The organism is Azospirillum sp. UENF 111221, assembly GCF_058780625.1.
Window position 1 is genome coordinate 2,255,480 of record NZ_JBSNCH010000005.1, and the last position, 17,583, is coordinate 2,273,062.

Genomic DNA, 17,583 nt, shown 5'->3' on the forward strand with positions numbered 1-17,583 from the left:
CGGATCGATTGCCGCGGACCGATTCGGTCCTACATTAAATTCCTCTCATCTCCGTCTTTCCCGCCGCGGGAGCCCCGCCATGAAGAGCTTCGAGAAAACAGCGCTGCTGTTTCTTCTCCGCCACCTGTTCGCCGGCATCGTCGGCGCCGTGGTGCTGGCAAGCGGGCTGTTGTGGTTCGACGTCGCCAAGCTGGCGACCCTGATCGGCAGCAGCGAATACGGCATCACCGCCACGGTGATGCTCTATGCCGGCCTGATGCTGACCTTCGGCAGCGTGTCGATGGGAATCGGCATCATGACGATGAACGAGGACACCCGCCCCTAACGCCGCGGCACAACGCCGGGGTGGGGCGGCGGTCAGTTGCCGAACGGTCCGAAGCGGTCGTAAACCCAGACGAGGGCGACGATCAGCGCCAGCCACAGCGCCGCGTTGCGAAGAACAGCCCCTCGGTTGCGGCGAAGGGCCGCCGGCACCACCAGCACCGCGACCATCAGCAGCGCCACCAGCGACATCCATTGCGTCTCGCTCACGCCGTCTCCCTCCTGCTCCCGAGCCGGTGCGGGCCGGCCCCCAGTTGCGCGTCCTTCGATATGGGAATGCCTGCGGTTTTGCGAAGGCCCCTTGACCCGCGCCCCCGCGATTGTCTAAGTCATGACCACGGAACGGTGCGTTGCATATTGCGGTATGCAATCTCCGCGGGCAGCGCGGGGCCGGTCCGTGGACATGAGCTTTGCCGTCATCGGTCCGGTGCATCAGCATCGGCTTGCAATGGCAGGGCCCGGGGCGCGGGCGTGGCGAAACCGGTAGACGCAAGGGACTTAAAATCCCTCACCCTTAGGTATGTGGGTTCGAGTCCCACCGCCCGCACCATATTGAAAATACTGTGAAATCTTCAGTCCTGCCGCCGGTTGGCGGCGGTATGGCAACGGCTCCGGGTCGGCGGCCGGAAACCTCACCGCACCTCGACCGTGCCGCAGCTGCGCCGATGGGCCAGCAGACAGTCCTCGGTCCTGGACTGATGCATCAGGGCACCCATCAGCCAGTATCCCAGGCCAAGGACGATCATGACGGCGATGGCCGCGCCGACATTGGCGGCGAGGCGGGTGCGGTCGTCATCGGGCGGCATGTCGGGCGTCACGTCCTGCCCGGCTTCCGTTTCGTCCGGCCGTTGGCGGCTTCCCCCTCCTTGCGTTGAAGGAACAGCCGTCCGGCTTGCATCGCCGCGGCGCGGCTGATGTATCTGCCGCACTCGAACCGCTGGCCGTCGAACGTCACGGTGAGGGTGAAGCTCTGCGGTCCGGTTTCGTCGACGACGATCGGGGAAGAGGCCGCGGGAGGAAAGGGGGCGGGCTTCATTCGACGGTCCCTGCATATCTGTCTGTGACCGACAGACACATACGTCCGCCGTGAGGCGCAGGCCAGCGGCTTTGAGAGGGGCGTCAGCGCTCCACCGGGCCGCCGGCCTTGGCCCAGGCGGAAAAGCCGCCGCTGAGACGGTTGATGGTGCCGGTATGGCCGGCGGCCATCATGCGCTCGGCGGCGGGACCGCAGCGCATGCCTCCCTGGCAGTGGAAGACCAGATGCTTGTCGGGCTCGGCCGGGACGCGCGACGGGTCGAAGCGCGACAGCGGGTTCAGGATGGCGCCGGGGATATGGCCGGCGGCGTGCTCATGCGGTTCGCGGACATCGACGATCACCGCCTCGCCTTTCGCCTGCCAGTGAATGGCGGTCTGCGGATCGACCTGCAGGATCCGGTCGGTGCCGCCCTGCTTTTCGGGCTGCGCGGTCGGGAACAGGCGTCGCATCAGGGAGCAGAGGAACATCGGAGTCGATCCTTGAAAGGGGATTGCGGGCCGGGCCGTGGCATCGGACCGCAAGCAGCCGTCGGACTGCCCTTGACCAATAAATTAGTATATTCTAATGTTAAGTCAATGGGGCGATGTCGCCCGCAGCTCGCTTTCCGCCAAGGCGGTTCCGGCTGGGCGGCGACCCGGACGTCCGGTGCGCCTTTTTTCGATGGCAGGAGAAGACCCATGCACAAGAACTGGCCGCAGATGACCGGCGAGCTGTCCGGAGCCATCCGCGAGCTGCGCGGCGGCGCCCCGGAGGTCATGAAAGCCTTTTCCGGGATGGCCCAGGCGGCGCTCAAGGCGGATGCGCTGGACACCAGGACCAAGGAACTGATCGCGCTCGCCATCGCGGTGGCGATCCGCTGCGACGGCTGCGTCGCCTTTCATGCCGAAGCGGCGATGAAGCAGGGGGCGACCCGCGACGAGGTGATGGAGACGATGGGGATGGCGGTCTATATGGGCGCCGGGCCGTCGGTGATGTATGCCGCCCAGGCGGTCGAAGCATTCGACCAATTCGCCGAAAAGGCGGCCGGCTGACCGGAACCGCGATCCCACAACAGAGGGATCGGGTGGTGCGGGCGGTCGGACTCGAACCGACACTCCTTGCGGAACCGGATTTTGAGTCCGGCGCGTCTACCAATTTCACCACGCCCGCAGCGACGCCTCTTCTAGCGCAACAGTCCGCAAACGGAAAGGGCAAAAGAACAGGCATCCGGGCATCCCGGTTCGCTGCCCGGGTCCGGGGCGAAACAGCGCCCGGCGACGCAGCCGCGGTGCCGCTTATTCCCTGCCGATGCCGCCGCCCTGTCATGCCGTCGCAGGCGTGCCGCGGGCCTTGCGGACGGCTGGCCGAACGGCCTCGCACGCGCTACCTTGTCCGCCATGACGACCAAGCCCTTTCTCTCCCGTGCCTTCGAGGATCCCCGCATCGCCGCCCTGCTGCTGGCGCTGGCCAGTGCCGGGGTGCTGCTGTCGGCCCTGTTCTTCCAGTTCGTGCTGAACTACCAACCCTGCGTGCTGTGCATCATGCAGCGCTGGCCCTATGTGGCGGTGATGGTGCTGGGGCTGGTGACCTGGCTGTTCCGCCGCTGGAAGGGGCTGGGCGACGCGCTGCTGGTGGTGAGCGGGCTGGCCCTGCTGGCCGGTGCCGGCATTGCCGCCTATCATGTCGGGGTGGAGCAGCATTGGTGGGCCGGCACCTCGTCCTGCGGCGGCTCGGCCGCGGCCAATTCGCTGGAGGCACTGCGCGCCCAGGTGCTGGCCGCCCCGGTCACCCGCTGTGACGAAGTGGCGTGGTCGCTGTTCGGGATCTCCATGGCGGGCTACAACGTGGCGATCTCGCTGGCGCTGGCGGCCTACGCCTTCGTCGCGGCACGCATCGCCTATACCCGCACCCCGGTGTCGAGGACCGCATTGTGAGTGAAACGACGTCTCCCACCGCCAATTCCCGTCACGGCGCGCGTCACGGTGCATTGCCCGGCGACCTGCCGCGGCGCGACCGGCTGGCCCGCATCGTCCGCGTCGACCATGCCGGCGAATATGGCGCCAAGCGCATCTATGAGGGCCAGATCGCCGTGATGGGCAAGGGCCGCCACGGCAAGACCCTGCGCCACATGGCCGATCAGGAGCTGGTCCATCTCGAATATTTCGAGAAGCAGCTGAACCGGCGCCGGGTGCGGCCGACCCTGCTGCAACCCCTGTGGCACGTCACCGGCTTCCTGCTGGGCGCCGGCACTGCGATCCTCGGCGAACGGGCGGCGATGGCCTGCACCGTCGCGGTCGAAGAGGTGATCGAGGAGCATTACGAGGCGCAACTGCCTCATCTTGGCCCGGACGAGCAGGAGCTGTCCGACAGCATCCGCAAGTTCCAGGCGGAAGAGGTCGAGCACCGCGACATCGGCTTGCAGAACGAGGCGGAGCGCGCGGCGGGCTACCCGCTGCTGTCGGCGGCGATCAAGGCCGGCACCCGGGCGGTGATCTGGGTGGCGGAACGGGTGTGACGGGGCGGGTTTGAGGCGGCGGATGCAGGGGCCGGCAGCGGCCCCCATCCGTTGACGGCACGGCGCCAAGCCTACATCGGGTCCAGTTCCGAGTCCCAGTAAAGAAAATCCCGCCAACTTTCATGGAGGAAGTTTGGCGGGAAGGCGCGTCCGTTCTCTTGCAGCTCGTAGGCACTGGGCTGGAAGGGCGGCGTGAGGGGGATCATGCCGCAGACATGGGGAAGGCGGTCGCCCTTCGCCAGATTGCAGGCCGAGCAGGATGTGATGACGTTTTCCCACGTCGTCCGACCGCCGCGGGACCGCGGAATCACATGGTCGAAGGTCAGGTCGTGGGTGGGGAAGGGGCGGCCGCAATACTGGCAGGTGAAGCGGTCGCGCAGGAAGACGTTGAAGCGGGTGAAGGCCGGACGGCGCGAGGCCGGGATGAATTCCTTCAGCGAGATGACGCTGGGCAACCGGACTTCAAAACTGGGGGATCTGACGACCCGGTCATAGTGCGATACGATGTTGACCCGTTCGAGAAAGACCGCCTTGACCGCTTCCTGCCAGGACCATAGCGACAAGGGGAAGTAACTGAGCGGGCGGAAATCCGCGTTCAGCACCAGAGCCGGACAGTGATCGGGTGGTGGAGCCAATGGCCACTCCCTTGTCTGTAACCGTTGTCTGAGACCGTTTCTGGACCCGGCACGCGACACTGCTGCGGCACCGTGCGCGGGGCATGTCTGCTGCGCCCCGGCGGCCGAATCGTCCTCCGGGACAACCAGATACATAGTGGATCGGGGCTCGGGACTCAATATCTTGACCCGGTGCGGCCGAATTTCTTCACCGTTGTGTAACCTTTTTCGCGCTGTGGGCAAGGTGGGTGCGGCGGGGATGCGGTCAAGTGGCCCCACCCGCGGCGGCTGTGAAGGCGGCTGTGACATCGGCAAAAAACAGTCGCGCCCGCCTTGCGTGCTTACCCCTCGTTAACCATGACGGCGCGATGGTGGACCTCGTTGATCCAAGCCGATCCCGCCGGTCCGAACCGGCCGGAAGCGACCCCGAGGAAAGTCCGCCATGACCGCCGTCATCATCGACCTTGCCCAGAAGCGCCGTGAACGCGAGGAGCGTGAGCGCCAGATTCGCATCGATGCGTTCGACCGCGAGCTGCGCCGCCGTCTGGCGCTCTATCTGGAAGGCGAAGAGATCCCGGTCGAGCCGATCCGCGACAATCCTTACATCTGATCGGGCCCCATATTCGATCAGGCCCCATATCCGATCCGCGCTTACATCTAGGTCACGCCAGCCGTTATAAAGCGGGAATGAGCGATCTCGTCACCCGCTTCGCCCCCAGCCCCACCGGGCATCTGCATCTGGGCCATGCCCATTCCGCGCTGTTCGGCTGGACCACCGCCCGCAGTGCCGCCGGCCGCTTCCTGTTGCGGATCGAGGACATCGACCCCAACCGCTGCCGTCCGGAGTACGAGCGCGACCTGATCGAGGATTCTGGCGTGGCTCGGCCTCGACTGGGACGGTCCGATCCGCCGCCAGTCCGACCATTTCGACGATTTCCGCGCCGCTCTGGCCCGGCTCGAGTCGCTGGGCGTGCTCTATCCCTGTTTCTGCACCCGCAAGGACATCGCCGCCGAGATCGCGCGGGCCGGTGCGGCTCCCCATGGACCCGACGGGCCGCTCTATCCCGGCACCTGCCACCATCGCTCCGCCGCGGAGCGCGCCGAGCGGATCGAGCGGGGCGACGCCTGGGCGCTGCAACTCGATGTGGAGGCCGCCTGCCGGCTGACCGGGCCGCTGCGCTGGCACGACCGGGCGCTGGGCTGGCAGAACGCGACGCCGGAACTGCTGGGCGACGTGGTGCTGGCGCGCAAGGACACGCCGACCAGCTATCACCTCAGCGTCACCGTCGACGATCATCTCCAGGGTGTGACCCTTGTCACCCGCGGCGAGGACCTGTTCTTCGCCACCCATCTGCACCGGCTGTTGCAGGCCCTGCTGGGCTACGATCCCCCCGATTACCACCATCACGGCCTGCTGCGGAATGCGGCGGGCGAGCGGTTGGCCAAGCGCGACCGCGCCCAGTCCCTGCGGTCGCTGCGGGACGAGGGCCGCAGCCCGGCCGAGGTGCGGGCGCTGGCGGGATTTGCAGGATAGGGCTCGCTCCGGGCGGCAGGCGTACGTGTCACTGGCGGGCCGGGCCGGGGCTGGAGGCGTACGGGGGACGTACCGCGTGTGTACGTCCGCCCGTCCGTCCTGGATGCCCAGGCGGGCTGCACTCAGTCCAGTTGCAGCACGAGCGCTTTCAGATAGGCCGACTCGGGCAGGTGCGGGTGGACCGGATGGTCGGGGCCGGCGCCGGCGCTGCGCAGGATGCGGCCGGTGCGGCCGGCGTCGTGCAGGCCGCGGGCGACCAGTTCGGCGAAGGTCGGCGGATCGACATTGTGGCTGCACGACCCGCAGAGCAGATAACCGCCCGGTGCCGTGATCTTCGCCGCCAGCCGCGCCATCTTGCGGTAGGCGCGGCTGCCGGCCGCCAGATCCTTCTTCGACTTCACGAAGGCCGGCGGATCGGCGACCACCACCTGGAAGGTTTCGCCGGCCGTGCCCAGCCGCTCCATCTCCTGGAAGGCGTCGGCCTTGCGCGCCTCGAAGCGGTCGGCGACGCCGTTCGCCGCGGCGGCGCGGGTGGCGTTCTCCAGGGCCAGGGCGGAGCGGTCGACCGCGATCACCTGGGTGGCGCCGGCCACCGCGCACTGGATGCCGAAGCCGCCATTGTAGCTGTAGAAGTCGATGGCCCGACCGCCCTTGGCCAGCGAGGCGATGAAGGCGCGGTTGTCGCGCTGGTCGTAGAACCAGCCGGTCTTCTGGCCGTCCAGCGGGTTGGCGAAGAAGGTGGCGCCGTTCTCTTCAAGGCGGATCGAGCCGTCGATCTCGCCCTTGGCCAGCCGGGTCTCCTCCGCCAGCCCTTCCAGCGCGCGCTGGCTGCCGTCGTTGCGCAGGATGACCGCGCGCGGCGCCATCACCTCGTCGATGGCGGCCAGGATCTCGTCGATCCGGCGGTCCATGAAGACGGAGTTGGCCTGCACCGTCACCACATCGTCGAAGCGGTCGACGATCAGCCCGGGCAGCCCGTCGGCCTCGGCATGGACGACGCGGTAGAAGGGACGGCTGAACAGGCGGTCGCGCAACTCCACCGCGCGGCGCAGCCGGTCGGCGATGAAGGCCTGGTCCACCACGGTCGCCGGGTCGTTTGACAGCAGCCGGGCGGCGATCAGCGTATGCGGATTGAAGGTGTAGATGCCCAGCGGCGTCCCGCCGGGGTCCAGAAGCCGCACCGGGCTGCCGGGCGGCACCGCCTTGGCGGTGGTGTCCATCTGGACTTCGTTGGAATAGACCCAGGGATGCCCCTGCATGACGCGCCGCTGGCGGCCGGACTGCAGATGGATCGCGGGGTATTTCTTGACGGGTTTGGTGCCGGTGTCGCTCATGGGCCCGCATCCTAGCGGCAAATCGGCGGCGCGCAATGGCTGCGGTGGCCCGCCCATGCCGCTCCGCGCCGTTCGGCCTCTACCCCGATCCGGTGGTGCCGCCCGGCTCACCGGCATGGACCGCCAGCCAAACGGTCGGCCCGCCGGCGGCGGTGGCGGCAACGCGGTGGCGGGTGCGGGCGGGCAGCAGCACCCAGTCGCCGGGGGACAGCGGGCGGTCTCCCTCTCCGTCCACCTGCAGAGTGGCGGAGCCCGCGACCAGCAGGACGAACTCGTCCCACTCCTGGTCGTACCAGAAGCCGTCCGGGGAGGACTGGCCGGTGGAGACGATCCGCTCGATGCGCACACCGGGCAGCGCCGCCAGCGTCTTGAACAGTTCTTCGGGCTGCGGACTTGCGGGAAGTCCTTCCAGCAGGCTGCCGACCAGCGCGTCGCTCATCCGAGACGTTTCCTTTGCAAGGTCCGGCATTGTGCGCCTCCCGGCCCGACAGGCGCTACTCCGCGTCGCGCCGTCCCTCCGCCAGCGTCGGGGCATTGTCGTTGACCACCGCCAGCTCCTTGCAGAAGCGGATCGTTTCCTGCCGGTGCCCTTCGGTGCGGAAGCAGTCGGGGATCGGGTCGCGGCCGGAGCCTTGAAGGGAATCGGGTCGGGCGAAACGGTCGGGCAGGGTGGTGTGGATGGCGGCGCAGCCCAGCCGCCGGGCCAGCCCCTCCATCGCCTGCAGCAGGGCTTCCGCCACGCCGGCGACGTCGAACAGGTCGAGCACGACGAAGTTGTCGACGCACAGCGTCCGCCCGTGCAGCAGGTGCGGTTCGGCCGTGTAGGAGAACAGGCCGTGCAGGTACCCCTGCGCGTTCTGCACGGTCATGATGCCCCGGCTTGCCGGCTGGCGGCCGTCTCCTGCGCCACCGTCCGCACTGCTCCCCAGGGTTGCGCTGTCCAGAACCGCTGCGGCAAATGCGCGCCATTGGTCGACCCCCAGGCCCGGCGCCAGGGCGCAGACCAGCGGGTAAGCCTGGTCGATCTGGCGCCGACCAAGGGGTTTAGCGATGAAACCGTCGTCCATTTCAGCCCGGCCGATTGCAAGGACACTGAACGATGGCAGCCCCGGGGCGGAAGGGTCGTTGACGTAGATCAATGTTGCTGAACCCCCCCATCCACATAGTGGGCGCCATTGGAGACAGGCGCGCCCGGCGTCCCTTTCGGCATTTCCGAGTGCAACCTGTCCCGCTCCTTAACAGTACGTACCCAGTGGTGGTGCAACCCAGAAGGCGCGGCCCCGCGGCCGCCCGGGGCAAACGGGAGAGATTGTATGACATCAGCGACTCTGACTTCAGGGGCCACCCTGGGCAGCCAGCGGGTGTCGGAAGACGTGCGTTACCATGAGGACGCCATCCGACTCTTCGTGATCGCTGCAGTGTTCTGGGGCGTGGTCGGTTTCCTGGCCGGCACCTTCATCGCTCTGCAGCTGGCTTTCCCGGCGCTGAATCTCGGGCTGGAGTGGACGAGCTTCGGGCGCCTGCGCCCCGTCCACACCTCGGCCGTGATTTTCGCGTTCGGCGGCAATGTGCTGTTCGCCACTTCGCTCTATTCGGTCCAGCGGACGTGCCGCCAGTATCTCTTCGGGGGCGAAGGGCTGGCGAAGTTCATCTTCTGGAACTACAACGTCTTCATCGTGCTCGCGGCGCTGAGCTACGTCCTGGGCTTCACCCAGGGCAAGGAATACGCCGAGCCCGAATGGATCCTCGACCTGTACCTGACGGTCACCTGGGTGCTCTATGCGGTCCAGTTCATCGGCACGGTGATGACGCGGCGCGAGTCGCACATCTATGTGGCGAACTGGTTCTTCATGGCGTTCATCCTCACCGTCGCGATCCTGCACATCGGCAACAACATCAACGTCCCGGTGTCGCTGTTCGGCATGAAGTCCTACACCTTCGTGTCGGGCGTGCAGAGCGCCATGGTGCAGTGGTGGTACGGCCACAACGCGGTCGGCTTCTTCCTGACCGCCGGCTTCCTGGGCATCATGTACTATTTTGTGCCCAAGCGCGCCGAGCGGCCGGTCTATTCCTACCGCCTGTCGATCGTCCATTTCTGGACCCTGATCTTCCTCTACATCTGGGCCGGTCCGCACCACCTGCACTACACCTCCCTGCCGGACTGGGCGCAGACGCTGGGCATGACCTTCTCCGTCATGCTGTGGATGCCGTCCTGGGGCGGCATGATCAACGGCATCATGACCCTGTCGGGCGCGTGGGATAAGCTGCGCACCGATCCGGTCCTGCGCTTCCTGGTCACCTCGGTCGCCTTCTACGGCATGTCGACCTTCGAAGGCCCGCTGATGTCGGTCAAGCCGGTCAACGCCCTGTCGCACTACACCGACTGGACCGTCGGCCACGTGCACTCCGGCGCCCTCGGCTGGGTCGCCTTCGTCTCGTTCGGCGCGATCTACTATCTCGTGCCGGTGCTGTGGAAGCGCTCGCAGCTCTACAGCATGCGCCTGGTCAGCTACCACTTCTGGACCGCCACCATCGGCATCGTGCTCTACATCACCGCCATGTGGGTGTCGGGCATCATGCAGGGCCTGATGTGGCGCGCCTACGACAACCTGGGCTTCCTGCAGTACTCCTTCGTGGAGACCGTCGCGGCGATGCACCCGTTCTACGTGATCCGCGCGATGGGCGGCGTCCTGTTCGTCACCGGCGCTCTCATCATGGTCTACAACCTGTGGCGCACGGCGAAGGGCGATGTCCGCATCGAGAAGCCCTATGTCACCACGCCGCACAAGGCGACGGTCGGCGCGGCCTGACGCTAGGGAAGGATGCGAGAAATGGCTCAGGATAAAAAGGGCTTCAGCCACGACCTGATCGAGCGGAACACCCTTCTGCTGATCGTGCTCGTGCTGATCACCGTGTCGATCGGCGGTCTGGTTCAGATCGTCCCGCTCTTCACCATCGAATCGACCATCGAGAAGGTGGAGGGGGTCCGTCCCTACTCCCCGCTCGAACTGGCCGGGCAGAACATCTACCTGCGCGAAGGCTGCTACAACTGCCACAGCCAGCAGATCCGTCCGTTCCGTGACGAGGTCGAGCGCTATGGCCACTACTCGCTGGCGGCGGAGTCGATGTACGACCATCCGTTCCAGTGGGGCTCCAAGCGCACCGGTCCCGATCTGGCCCGCGTCGGCGGCAAATACTCCAACGCCTGGCAGGTCGCCCATCTGGTGAACCCGCGCTCGGTCGTGCCGGAGTCGATCATGCCGGGCTATAGCTGGATGAAGGAGCGTCCGCTGAGCTACGGCGACATCGGCGACCACCTGAAGACGCTGAAGATCGTCGGGGTGCCCTACACCGACGAGCAGGTCGCCAACGCCAAGGCCGACCTGGAAGCGCAGAAGAACCCCGACGGCGACACCGCCGGGCTGATGAAGCGCTATCCGAAGGCCGTGGTGGCGAACTTCACCGGCGAAAAGACCGTCACCGAAATGGACGCTCTCGTCGCCTACCTGCAAGTGCTGGGCACCATGGTGGACTTCACCAAGTACCAGTCCAAGCAGCTGCAGCAGTAATCGGGGGAGGAATCCATGGACTTGGATTCGATCACGGTGATGCTTCGGTCCTTCTGGACGGTGTGGTTGATGCTGCTGCTGACGGGCATCCTGGTTTACGCCATGTGGCCCGGCAACCGCCGCACCTTCGACGATGCCGCCCAGATCCCGCTCAAGGATGATGGTCAGGAGCTTTAGACCATGGCACAGAATTACAAGGACGAGCTGTCCGGCGTCGAGACCACCGGCCACGAGTGGGATGGACTGCGCGAGCTGAACAATCCGCTGCCCAAATGGTGGCTGTATCTCTTCTATGTCTGCATCGCCTGGGCGATGGTGTACTACGTGTTCTACCCGGCCTGGCCGCTGGGCAAGACCTACACGAAGGGCATCCTGGGATATTCCCAGCGCGAGGAGCTGGACACCAAGCTGGCGGAGGCGAAGGCCGGCCAGGCCAAGTACCTGACCGCCATCGCCGCCAAGTCGGTCGACGAAATCCAGAAGGACAAGGACCTGCTGGGCTTCGCGATGGCCGGCGGCCGGTCCTACTTCAACGAGAACTGCGCCGCCTGCCACGGCGCCGGCGGCCAGGGCGCCAAGGGCTTCCCGACGCTGGCCGACGACGTGTGGCTGTGGGGCGGCTCCTCGGCCGACATCTACAAGACCATCCAGCACGGCATCCGCTCGGATGACGGCGACACCCGCGGCACGCCGAACGTCGGCATGACCGCCTTCGGCAAGGACGGCATCCTCAACCGCGACCAGATCGATCAGGTCACGGACTATGTGCTGTCGCTGAACGGCAAGACCGCCGATGCGGGCAAGGCCGCCAAGGGCAAGGCCGTCTATGACGAGAACTGCGCCGCCTGCCACGGCGATGCGGCCCAGGGCTCGGTTGCCGCCGGTGTCGACGGTGTCGGCGCTCCGCCGCTGAAGCAGGCCAACTGGCTCTACGGCAGCGACAAGCAGACGCTGGTCGAGACGGTGACCAACGGCCGCGCCGGCGTCATGCCGGCCTGGTCCAAGCGCCTGGACGATGCGACGATCAAGTCGCTGGCCGTCTACGTCCACAACCTGGGCGGCGGCAAGTAAGCCGAAGCCCGGGCGGGCCGCTGCGGAACCGACCGGAGAGGGCGTCGGGGAGGTCACTCCCCGGCGCCTTTTTCTTTGCGGGACATGCGGCGCGGGACAGGCGGGGGACCGGCGGTTTCGTTAACTTCCTGTCATTTGATCCATCGCAATGTCCCTGCGGCAATCGGTCGCCATAGTGCCCGCGATCAAACGCCGCCGACCAGTCGAAGGGCAGCCAGCGACATGAGCATCAGCACCACCACCGGAAACCGCCCCCTCCCGCCGAAACGCCTGAAGGCGCCGCGCCAGCCGGGATGGTACATCCCCTGGATCTTCGTCGGCGTCTTCATGATCGTCCTGGCGGTGAACGGGGTGATGGTCCATTTCGCGGTGTCGAGCTGGACCGGGATCGAGACCGAGAACCACTTCATCAAGGGGCTCGGCTACAACAGCGATCTGGCCGGCGCCCGTGCCCAGGCGGAACGCGGCTGGCAGGTCCAGCCGGACTTCACCAGCACCGAACCGCGCAAGGGCGTGATCGCCATCACCGTCCGCGACAAGCAGGGCCAGGTCCTGAAGGATGCCGCCGTCACCGTGACGATGATCCGTCCGATCTCCGAGGGGCATGACAAGACCCTGTCGCTGCCCTATCTGGGCGAGGGCCGCTATGGCGCCCCGGTGGAACTGGATCTGGAAGGCCAGTGGGACATGCGCTTCGTCATCACCCACGCCAGCGGCGACTATCAGGACCAGAAGCGCGTCTGGGTGCAGTGAGGGCGTGACCGGGACAGTCAGGGTGATGTCGAGATGACCGTCTGCCTCCATTGCGGGCAAGAGCTGGGCGACAATGCGCAAGCTGGCAGCCTGACTGCCGGCGATGGCGCGGGGCCGTTCTGCTGCACCGGCTGCGCCGCCGCCTACGACCTCGTGCGCGGGCTGGGGCTGGAGCGCTATTACGAGCGCCGCAGCGTCGATCCCACCGCCCGCCCCTTGCGTCCCGACGACACCCCGGCGGTCGATTACGAACCGCATGCCCGCGACGAGCAGGACGGCAGCCGCAGCCTGCACCTGATGGTCGACGGCATGCAGTGCGCGGCCTGCGTCTGGCTGATCGAATCGGCGCTCAACCGCCAGCCGGGCATCGCCCAGGCCCGCATGAACATGACCACGCGGCGGCTGACCGTGCGCTGGACGCCCGAGGCGACCGACGCCAACGCGGTGGTCGGCACCGTGGCCCAGCTGGGATACCGCGCCGTTCCCTTCGATCCCGACCGGCTGGGCGGCGCCCAGGCCAAGAGCGAGAAGGAGCTGCTGCGCGCCATGGCGGTGGCGGGCTTCGCCATGGGCAACGTCATGCTGCTGTCGGTGTCGGTCTGGGCCGGCCACAGCCAGGGCATGGGCACCGCCACCCGCGACCTGATGCACTGGATTTCGGCGCTGATCTGCATGCCGGCCATCGCCTATGCGCTGCGTCCCTTCGCGCGCTCGGCGCTGTCGGTTCTGCGCCACGGCCGCACCAACATGGATGTGCCGATCACCATCGGCGTGCTGCTCGCCACCGGCATGAGCCTGTTCGAGACCATCCACAGCGGCGAACACGCCTATTTCGACGGCGGCGTCATGCTGCTGTTCTTCCTGCTGGTCGGCCGCTATCTCGACCAGCGGGCGCGCGGCCGGGCGCGGTCGGCGGCGGAACAGCTGCTGGGCCTGCGCGCCAACGCAGTCACCATCCTGAAAGAGGACGGCACCAGCGCGGTGGTGGCGCCGGAGCAGGTCGTTGCCGGAACCACCATCCTGGTCGCGGCCGGCGAGCGCATCCCCGTCGACGGCCGGGTGTCCGACGGCGTGTCCGACCTCGACACCGGCCTGATCACCGGCGAGACGGTGCCGGGCACCGCGCGGCCGGGCGATCAGGTCTTCGCCGGCACGCTCAACCTGACCGCACCCCTGCGCCTGACCGTCACCGCGGTGGGCGAGGGCACGCTGCTGGCCGAGATCGTCCGGCTGATGGAGGTGGCGGAACAGGGCCGCGCCAAGTATGTCGCCATCGCCGACCGGGTGTCCCGCCTCTACGCTCCCGTCGTCCATCTGACCGCGCTGACCACCTTCGCCGGCTGGATGCTGCTGGGTGGGGTGGTGTGGCAGGACGCGCTGATGAACGCCATCGCCGTGCTGATCATCACCTGCCCCTGCGCGCTGGCTCTGGCCGTTCCGGTGGTGCAGGTGATCGCCAGCGGCCGGCTGATGCGCCAGGGCACCCTGCTGAAAAGCCCGACCGCGCTGGAGCGGCTCGCCGCCATCGACACGGTGGTTTTCGACAAGACCGGTACCCTGACCGAGGGGCGCCCGGTGCCGCAGCTGGACGGACTGGCGGCTGGGGGGCTGTCGGCGGAGGGGCTGACGGCGGAGGATCTGGCGCTGGCGGCCTCGCTCGCCGCGGCCAGCCGCCACCCGCTGGCCCGTGCGCTGGCCGCCGCCGCACCCGAGGTGCCGGTGGCGGCGGGGGTGCGCGAGATCGCCGGCGCCGGCCTGTCCCTGCAGACGGCGGAGGGCGAGGTGCGGCTGGGCAGCCGCCGCTTCACCGGCGCGCCGCTGGAGGCGGAGGACGCCGCCGGTCCCGAACTGTGGCTGGCCCGCCCGGGCGAGGAGCCGCGGCGGATCGTCTTCCTCGACGCCCCGCGCCCCGACGCCGCCGCGGTGGTGGCGGCGCTGAAGGCGCGTGGGTTGGAGGTGAAGCTGCTGTCGGGCGACCGCCGGGGTGCTGTGGCGGCGGTGGCGGCGCGGCTGGGCATCGCCGACTGGCGGGCCGAACAGACGCCGGCCGACAAGAACCGCGGCGCTGGCCGAACTGGCCGGGCAGGGCCGCACCGTGCTGATGGTCGGCGACGGGCTGAACGACGCCCCGGCGCTGGCCGCCGCCGCGGTGTCGATGTCGCCCTCCACCGCGGTGGATGTCAGCCAGACCGCGGCCGACGTGGTGTTCCAGGGCCGGCTGCTGCGCCCGATCGTCGAGACGGTGGAGGTTTCCCGCCGGTCCGGCCGTCTGGTCAGGCAGAATTTCGGGATCGCCCTGGTGTATAACCTGTGCGCCGTGCCGCTGGCGATGGGTGGCATGCTGACGCCGCTGCTGGCGGCGCTGGCGATGTCGTCGTCGTCACTGATCGTCATTCTGAACGCGCTGCGGCTGGCCCGCGGCGCCGTCGTCAAGGATCTTCCCGTGCGGAACATCGCCGTTCGGGAACTGCCGGGTAAGGATTCGGGTGATGGACGAGCTTCTCTATCTGATCGCGATCGCGCTGAGCCTGGGCGGACTGGGGCTGGCGGCCTTTCTGTGGGCGCTGAAATCCGGCCAGTTTGACGATCTGGACGGGGCGGCCCACCGCGTCCTGTTCGACGACGATCTGCCGGCTGCACCCCGCGCGGGCGGTGAACCGGCCAAGCCGGTGGAGGCCGTCCGCGGGCAATAGTGCCAAAACCCGTATGGGCATAAAAAGGTTGTATGCGTGCAAGGTTGCGATTCTGAGCGATTGCCACCAATATGGGCCCATGCGGAATGAAAGGCTGGGTTCCTCCATGCCACCTTTTGATATGGTTCGCGCTCGGGAAAAGAGCGCTGCGACGGAAATGAATCCCTGCGGGGCCTGTCCCGTGCGCAGCCTGACGGTGTGCGCCGCGCTGGAACCCGAGGAATTGCGCCGTCTCGCCGACATTCTGCAGAATGTGCGCATCGATTCCGGCCACACCCTGTTCGCCGAGGGCGACGCCGCCGATGCGCTGTACAACGTCACGTCCGGGACGGTGAAGCTGTACAAGCTGCTGCCGGACGGGCGCCGCCAGATCACCGGATTCCTGGTGACCGGCGATTTCCTTGGGCTGGCGGTCAACGACAGCTATGCCTACACCGCCGAATCGGTGACCAGCGCCTCGCTCTGCCGCTTCCCGCGCAAGAAGATCGATGCGCTGCTGGAGGAATTCCCCAAGATGCAGCGGCGCCTGTTCTCGATGGCGTCGAACGAGCTGGCCGCGGCACAGGACCAGATGCTCCTGCTCGGCCGCAAGACGGCGAAGGAGAAGATCTGCTCCTTCCTGCTGATGCTGTCGCAGCGCGCCGCCCGCCGCGGTCACAAGGAAAACCCGGTCTTCGTGCCGATGAGCCGGGCCGACATTGCCGACTATCTGGGCCTGACCACCGAAACCGTCAGCCGCACCTTCACCCAGCTGAAGACCGCCGGGGTGATCTCGCTCCAGGAAGGCAACAAGGTCCTGATCGCCGACCTCGACGCGATGTACGATCTGGCCGAAGGGGCGTGACGCGGAGCCCCGCGCTTTTGCGGGGCGCGGGCGTGTTTGGCAAATTTCCCACGGATTTCACGGATTAGGACACGGATTTCACGGATGTTCCTCCGCGAGGCTTCGGCTTATCGGGAAGCATCCGCGCCGGCAAGCCATAAAAAATCCGTGTAATCCGTGCCTAAATCCGTGCAATCCGTGTCGATCTTGCCGGCCGCGCCCGCAAGCCGGCAAGAATACGACGCGCGTTATTCCCGCCCGACCGGCCGCAGTTCGAACAGCAGCCAGACCAGCATCGACACCACCAGAATGGCGCCGGCCTGATGGGCGGCGGCGATGGGCGTCCACACCACGGTCAGCAGCGTGGCGACTCCCATCGCGATTTGCAGCAGGACCATGGCGCCCGACGCCAGCGCCGCGCGGCCGGCGCGTCCCGGCAGGCGGGCGTTCAGGACGCGGGCGGCCAGCACCAGGACGACCACCCCGGTCAGGATCGCCAGCGCGCGGTGGATCAACTGGATCGCCGCGGTGTTCTCGACCGGGTTGAGCCACCAGGGCGTCAGCGTGTCGACCTCCGGCGGGATCCAGTGGCCGTTCATCAGCGGGAAGGTGTTGTAGGCGAAGCCGGCGTCCGACCCGGCGAGGAAGGCGCCCCAGACAATGGTGACGGCGACCAGACCCAGCGCCCAGCCGGTGTGGCGGCGCAGGGACGCTGCCTCCGGCCGCCAGCCCGCCATTGGCAGCGGATCGAGCAGGCCCAGCGCCGTGCGCAGAAGCAGGGCGTAGATCAGGATGGCAGTGCTGAGATGCAGGGCCAGCCGGTAATGGCTGACGTTCGGCGAATTGACCAGCCCGCTCTTCACCATGAACCAGCCGATGCCGCCCTGGAGCCCGCCCAGCAGGAACAGGCCGGCCAGCTTCGGCCACAGCTCCGACGAGATGCGGCCCTGCATCCAGAAACGCAGGAAGGGGATCAGGAAAACGAAGCCGATCAGCTGGCCCCACAGCCGGTGGAACCACTCCCACCAGAAGATCGACTGGAAGCCGGCCAGATCCATGTGGCTGTTGTAGATGCGGAATTCCGGCGTCGCCTTGTACAGGTCGAAGACCCGGTTCCATTCCGCCGAGGACAGCGGCGGCAAAATGCCGATCAGCGGTTTCCATTCCACCATCGACAGGCCGGATTCCGTCAGCCGGGTGATGGCGCCGATCACGGCCATGGCCAGCACCATGGCGGCGCAGACCAGAAGCCAGACGGCGATGGGCCGGTTCGGATTGGGGCGGGTGGCGGCGGCGAGGCTGTCGGAGGCAAAGGCGGTCAAGGCGGCATTCCGGAGCGCG

General features: G+C 67.3%; 21 protein-coding genes, 2 tRNA genes and 2 pseudogenes. 15 read left to right on the forward strand and 10 right to left on the reverse strand.

From position 1 onward, the window contains the following. Window positions 1–79 precede the first annotated feature (79 nt). Window positions 80–325, forward strand: coding sequence for a hypothetical protein (locus ACWPN3_RS25360; RefSeq protein WP_109449652.1), 246 nt, complete (start codon window positions 80–82; stop codon window positions 323–325). A gap of 32 nt (window positions 326–357) precedes the next feature. Here the strand turns inward: ACWPN3_RS25360 and ACWPN3_RS25365 are convergent, their stop codons facing one another. Next, window positions 358–531, reverse strand: a complete 174-nt coding sequence (locus tag ACWPN3_RS25365; protein WP_199237670.1) for a hypothetical protein — start codon at window positions 529–531, stop codon at window positions 358–360. Window positions 532–786: 255 nt separating this feature from the next. On the opposite strand from ACWPN3_RS25365, the gene ACWPN3_RS25370 reads away from it, so the two are divergent. Then, window positions 787–871 (forward strand) — tRNA-Leu (locus ACWPN3_RS25370). Window positions 872–953: 82 nt separating this feature from the next. On the opposite strand, the gene ACWPN3_RS25375 is transcribed toward ACWPN3_RS25370, so the two are convergent. The 3 genes from ACWPN3_RS25375 to ACWPN3_RS25385 form a co-directional block, all read right to left on the reverse strand. Continuing rightward, on the reverse strand, window positions 954–1,139 hold the full coding sequence (locus ACWPN3_RS25375; protein WP_109449650.1) for a hypothetical protein: 186 nt from the start codon (window positions 1,137–1,139) through the stop codon (window positions 954–956). Then, window positions 1,136–1,357, reverse strand: a complete 222-nt coding sequence (locus ACWPN3_RS25380) for a hypothetical protein (protein WP_492239926.1) — start codon at window positions 1,355–1,357, stop codon at window positions 1,136–1,138. The genes ACWPN3_RS25375 and ACWPN3_RS25380 overlap by 4 nt, the downstream gene beginning before the upstream one ends. 83 nt (window positions 1,358–1,440) lie before the next feature. Then, window positions 1,441–1,824: a rhodanese-like domain-containing protein gene (locus tag ACWPN3_RS25385; RefSeq protein WP_492239927.1), complete on the reverse strand. Its 384-nt coding sequence runs from the start codon at window positions 1,822–1,824 to the stop codon at window positions 1,441–1,443. Between the two features lie 210 nt (window positions 1,825–2,034). Between ACWPN3_RS25385 and ACWPN3_RS25390 the strand changes: the two genes are divergently transcribed. Next, entirely contained in the window at window positions 2,035–2,388 is a 354-nt protein-coding gene (locus tag ACWPN3_RS25390) for a carboxymuconolactone decarboxylase family protein (protein ID WP_492239928.1), read from the forward strand. A gap of 33 nt (window positions 2,389–2,421) precedes the next feature. Here ACWPN3_RS25390 and ACWPN3_RS25395 read toward each other — a convergent pair. Beyond that, window positions 2,422–2,506: transfer RNA gene (locus ACWPN3_RS25395), tRNA-Leu, on the reverse strand. 227 nt (window positions 2,507–2,733) lie between these two features. On the opposite strand from ACWPN3_RS25395, the gene ACWPN3_RS25400 reads away from it, so the two are divergent. Together ACWPN3_RS25400 and ACWPN3_RS25405 are read left to right on the forward strand one after the other, a co-directional pair. After that, window positions 2,734–3,270, forward strand: a complete 537-nt coding sequence (locus ACWPN3_RS25400; protein WP_109449641.1) for a disulfide bond formation protein B — start codon at window positions 2,734–2,736, stop codon at window positions 3,268–3,270. Beyond that, complete coding sequence (locus ACWPN3_RS25405; RefSeq protein ID WP_109449639.1) at window positions 3,267–3,851, forward strand: demethoxyubiquinone hydroxylase family protein; 585 nt, start codon at window positions 3,267–3,269, stop codon at window positions 3,849–3,851. Before ACWPN3_RS25400 ends, ACWPN3_RS25405 begins: the two co-directional genes overlap by 4 nt. A gap of 71 nt (window positions 3,852–3,922) precedes the next feature. Here ACWPN3_RS25405 and ACWPN3_RS25410 read toward each other — a convergent pair whose 3' ends face one another. Beyond that, window positions 3,923–4,486 (reverse strand): HNH endonuclease, encoded by a 564-nt coding sequence (locus ACWPN3_RS25410; RefSeq protein WP_109449637.1) that lies wholly within the window; start codon window positions 4,484–4,486, stop codon window positions 3,923–3,925. Between the two features lie 421 nt (window positions 4,487–4,907). Here ACWPN3_RS25410 and ACWPN3_RS25415 point away from each other — a divergent pair, with 421 nt between their 5' ends. Together ACWPN3_RS25415 and gluQRS are read left to right on the forward strand one after the other, a co-directional pair. Then, complete coding sequence (locus tag ACWPN3_RS25415) at window positions 4,908–5,075, forward strand: hypothetical protein (protein WP_014248815.1); 168 nt, start codon at window positions 4,908–4,910, stop codon at window positions 5,073–5,075. 77 nt (window positions 5,076–5,152) lie between these two features. After that, window positions 5,153–5,999 (forward strand): annotated as a pseudogene (gene gluQRS, locus ACWPN3_RS25420) (tRNA glutamyl-Q(34) synthetase GluQRS). A gap of 122 nt (window positions 6,000–6,121) precedes the next feature. Here gluQRS and ACWPN3_RS25425 read toward each other — a convergent pair. The 3 genes from ACWPN3_RS25425 to ACWPN3_RS25435 form a co-directional block, all read right to left on the reverse strand. Beyond that, on the reverse strand, window positions 6,122–7,333 hold the full coding sequence (locus ACWPN3_RS25425; RefSeq protein WP_492239930.1) for a class I SAM-dependent rRNA methyltransferase: 1,212 nt from the start codon (window positions 7,331–7,333) through the stop codon (window positions 6,122–6,124). A gap of 79 nt (window positions 7,334–7,412) precedes the next feature. Continuing rightward, a complete protein-coding gene (locus ACWPN3_RS25430; protein ID WP_492239931.1) occupies window positions 7,413–7,772 on the reverse strand; it encodes a cupin domain-containing protein in 360 nt (119 codons plus the stop codon). Between the two features lie 55 nt (window positions 7,773–7,827). Then, window positions 7,828–8,400 (reverse strand): hypothetical protein, encoded by a 573-nt coding sequence (locus ACWPN3_RS25435; protein ID WP_492261806.1) that lies wholly within the window; start codon window positions 8,398–8,400, stop codon window positions 7,828–7,830. Window positions 8,401–8,646: 246 nt separating this feature from the next. Here ACWPN3_RS25435 and ccoN point away from each other — a divergent pair, with 246 nt between their 5' ends. From ccoN to ACWPN3_RS25475, 8 genes and pseudogenes are all read left to right on the forward strand, one after another. Then, window positions 8,647–10,143, forward strand: coding sequence for a cytochrome-c oxidase, cbb3-type subunit I (gene ccoN, locus ACWPN3_RS25440; protein WP_109449626.1), 1,497 nt, complete (start codon window positions 8,647–8,649; stop codon window positions 10,141–10,143). 21 nt (window positions 10,144–10,164) lie between these two features. Next, window positions 10,165–10,902 carry a cytochrome-c oxidase, cbb3-type subunit II gene (ccoO, locus tag ACWPN3_RS25445; RefSeq protein ID WP_492261807.1) on the forward strand — a complete coding sequence of 246 codons (738 nt, stop codon included), beginning with the start codon at window positions 10,165–10,167 and terminating at the stop codon, window positions 10,900–10,902. A gap of 15 nt (window positions 10,903–10,917) precedes the next feature. Further along, window positions 10,918–11,079: a cbb3-type cytochrome c oxidase subunit 3 gene (locus ACWPN3_RS25450; RefSeq protein ID WP_012972963.1), complete on the forward strand. Its 162-nt coding sequence runs from the start codon at window positions 10,918–10,920 to the stop codon at window positions 11,077–11,079. A gap of 3 nt (window positions 11,080–11,082) precedes the next feature. After that, window positions 11,083–11,973 carry a cytochrome-c oxidase, cbb3-type subunit III gene (ccoP, locus tag ACWPN3_RS25455; protein WP_109449624.1) on the forward strand — a complete coding sequence of 297 codons (891 nt, stop codon included), beginning with the start codon at window positions 11,083–11,085 and terminating at the stop codon, window positions 11,971–11,973. Between the two features lie 222 nt (window positions 11,974–12,195). Continuing rightward, complete coding sequence (locus tag ACWPN3_RS25460; protein WP_109449622.1) at window positions 12,196–12,726, forward strand: FixH family protein; 531 nt, start codon at window positions 12,196–12,198, stop codon at window positions 12,724–12,726. Between the two features lie 33 nt (window positions 12,727–12,759). Beyond that, window positions 12,760–15,310 (forward strand): annotated as a pseudogene (locus ACWPN3_RS25465) (heavy metal translocating P-type ATPase). Next, window positions 15,216–15,419 (forward strand): cbb3-type cytochrome oxidase assembly protein CcoS, encoded by a 204-nt coding sequence (ccoS, locus tag ACWPN3_RS25470; protein WP_109449618.1) that lies wholly within the window; start codon window positions 15,216–15,218, stop codon window positions 15,417–15,419. Before ACWPN3_RS25465 ends, ccoS begins: the two are co-directional and overlap by 95 nt. Window positions 15,420–15,600: 181 nt before the next feature. Beyond that, window positions 15,601–16,263 (forward strand): Crp/Fnr family transcriptional regulator, encoded by a 663-nt coding sequence (locus tag ACWPN3_RS25475; protein ID WP_492261808.1) that lies wholly within the window; start codon window positions 15,601–15,603, stop codon window positions 16,261–16,263. A 227-nt stretch (window positions 16,264–16,490) separates the two neighbouring features. Here the strand turns inward: ACWPN3_RS25475 and ACWPN3_RS25480 are convergent, their stop codons facing one another. Beyond that, window positions 16,491–17,564, reverse strand: coding sequence for a COX15/CtaA family protein (locus ACWPN3_RS25480; RefSeq protein WP_492261809.1), 1,074 nt, complete (start codon window positions 17,562–17,564; stop codon window positions 16,491–16,493). Between the last annotated feature and the right edge of the window lie 19 nt (window positions 17,565–17,583).

Bases quoted from the DNA above. Each gene is read 5' to 3' on its own strand.
- ACWPN3_RS25360 (WP_109449652.1), top strand. From the start codon at position 80: ATGAAGAGCTTCGAGAAAACAGCGCTGCTGTTTCTTCTCCGCCACCTG.
- ACWPN3_RS25380 (WP_492239926.1), bottom strand. From the start codon at position 1,357: ATGAAGCCCGCCCCCTTTCCTCCCGCGGCCTCTTCCCCGATCGTCGTC.
- ACWPN3_RS25385 (WP_492239927.1), bottom strand. From the start codon at position 1,824: ATGTTCCTCTGCTCCCTGATGCGACGCCTGTTCCCGACCGCGCAGCCC.
- ACWPN3_RS25390 (WP_492239928.1), top strand. From the start codon at position 2,035: ATGCACAAGAACTGGCCGCAGATGACCGGCGAGCTGTCCGGAGCCATC.
- ACWPN3_RS25400 (WP_109449641.1), top strand. From the start codon at position 2,734: ATGACGACCAAGCCCTTTCTCTCCCGTGCCTTCGAGGATCCCCGCATC.
- ACWPN3_RS25415 (WP_014248815.1), top strand. From the start codon at position 4,908: ATGACCGCCGTCATCATCGACCTTGCCCAGAAGCGCCGTGAACGCGAG.
- ACWPN3_RS25425 (WP_492239930.1), bottom strand. From the start codon at position 7,333: ATGAGCGACACCGGCACCAAACCCGTCAAGAAATACCCCGCGATCCAT.
- ACWPN3_RS25430 (WP_492239931.1), bottom strand. From the start codon at position 7,772: ATGAGCGACGCGCTGGTCGGCAGCCTGCTGGAAGGACTTCCCGCAAGT.
- ACWPN3_RS25435 (WP_492261806.1), bottom strand. From the start codon at position 8,400: ATGGACGACGGTTTCATCGCTAAACCCCTTGGTCGGCGCCAGATCGAC.
- ccoN (WP_109449626.1), top strand. From the start codon at position 8,647: ATGACATCAGCGACTCTGACTTCAGGGGCCACCCTGGGCAGCCAGCGG.
- ccoO (WP_492261807.1), top strand. From the start codon at position 10,165: ATGGCTCAGGATAAAAAGGGCTTCAGCCACGACCTGATCGAGCGGAAC.
- ACWPN3_RS25450 (WP_012972963.1), top strand. From the start codon at position 10,918: ATGGACTTGGATTCGATCACGGTGATGCTTCGGTCCTTCTGGACGGTG.
- ccoP (WP_109449624.1), top strand. From the start codon at position 11,083: ATGGCACAGAATTACAAGGACGAGCTGTCCGGCGTCGAGACCACCGGC.
- ACWPN3_RS25460 (WP_109449622.1), top strand. From the start codon at position 12,196: ATGAGCATCAGCACCACCACCGGAAACCGCCCCCTCCCGCCGAAACGC.
- ccoS (WP_109449618.1), top strand. From the start codon at position 15,216: ATGGACGAGCTTCTCTATCTGATCGCGATCGCGCTGAGCCTGGGCGGA.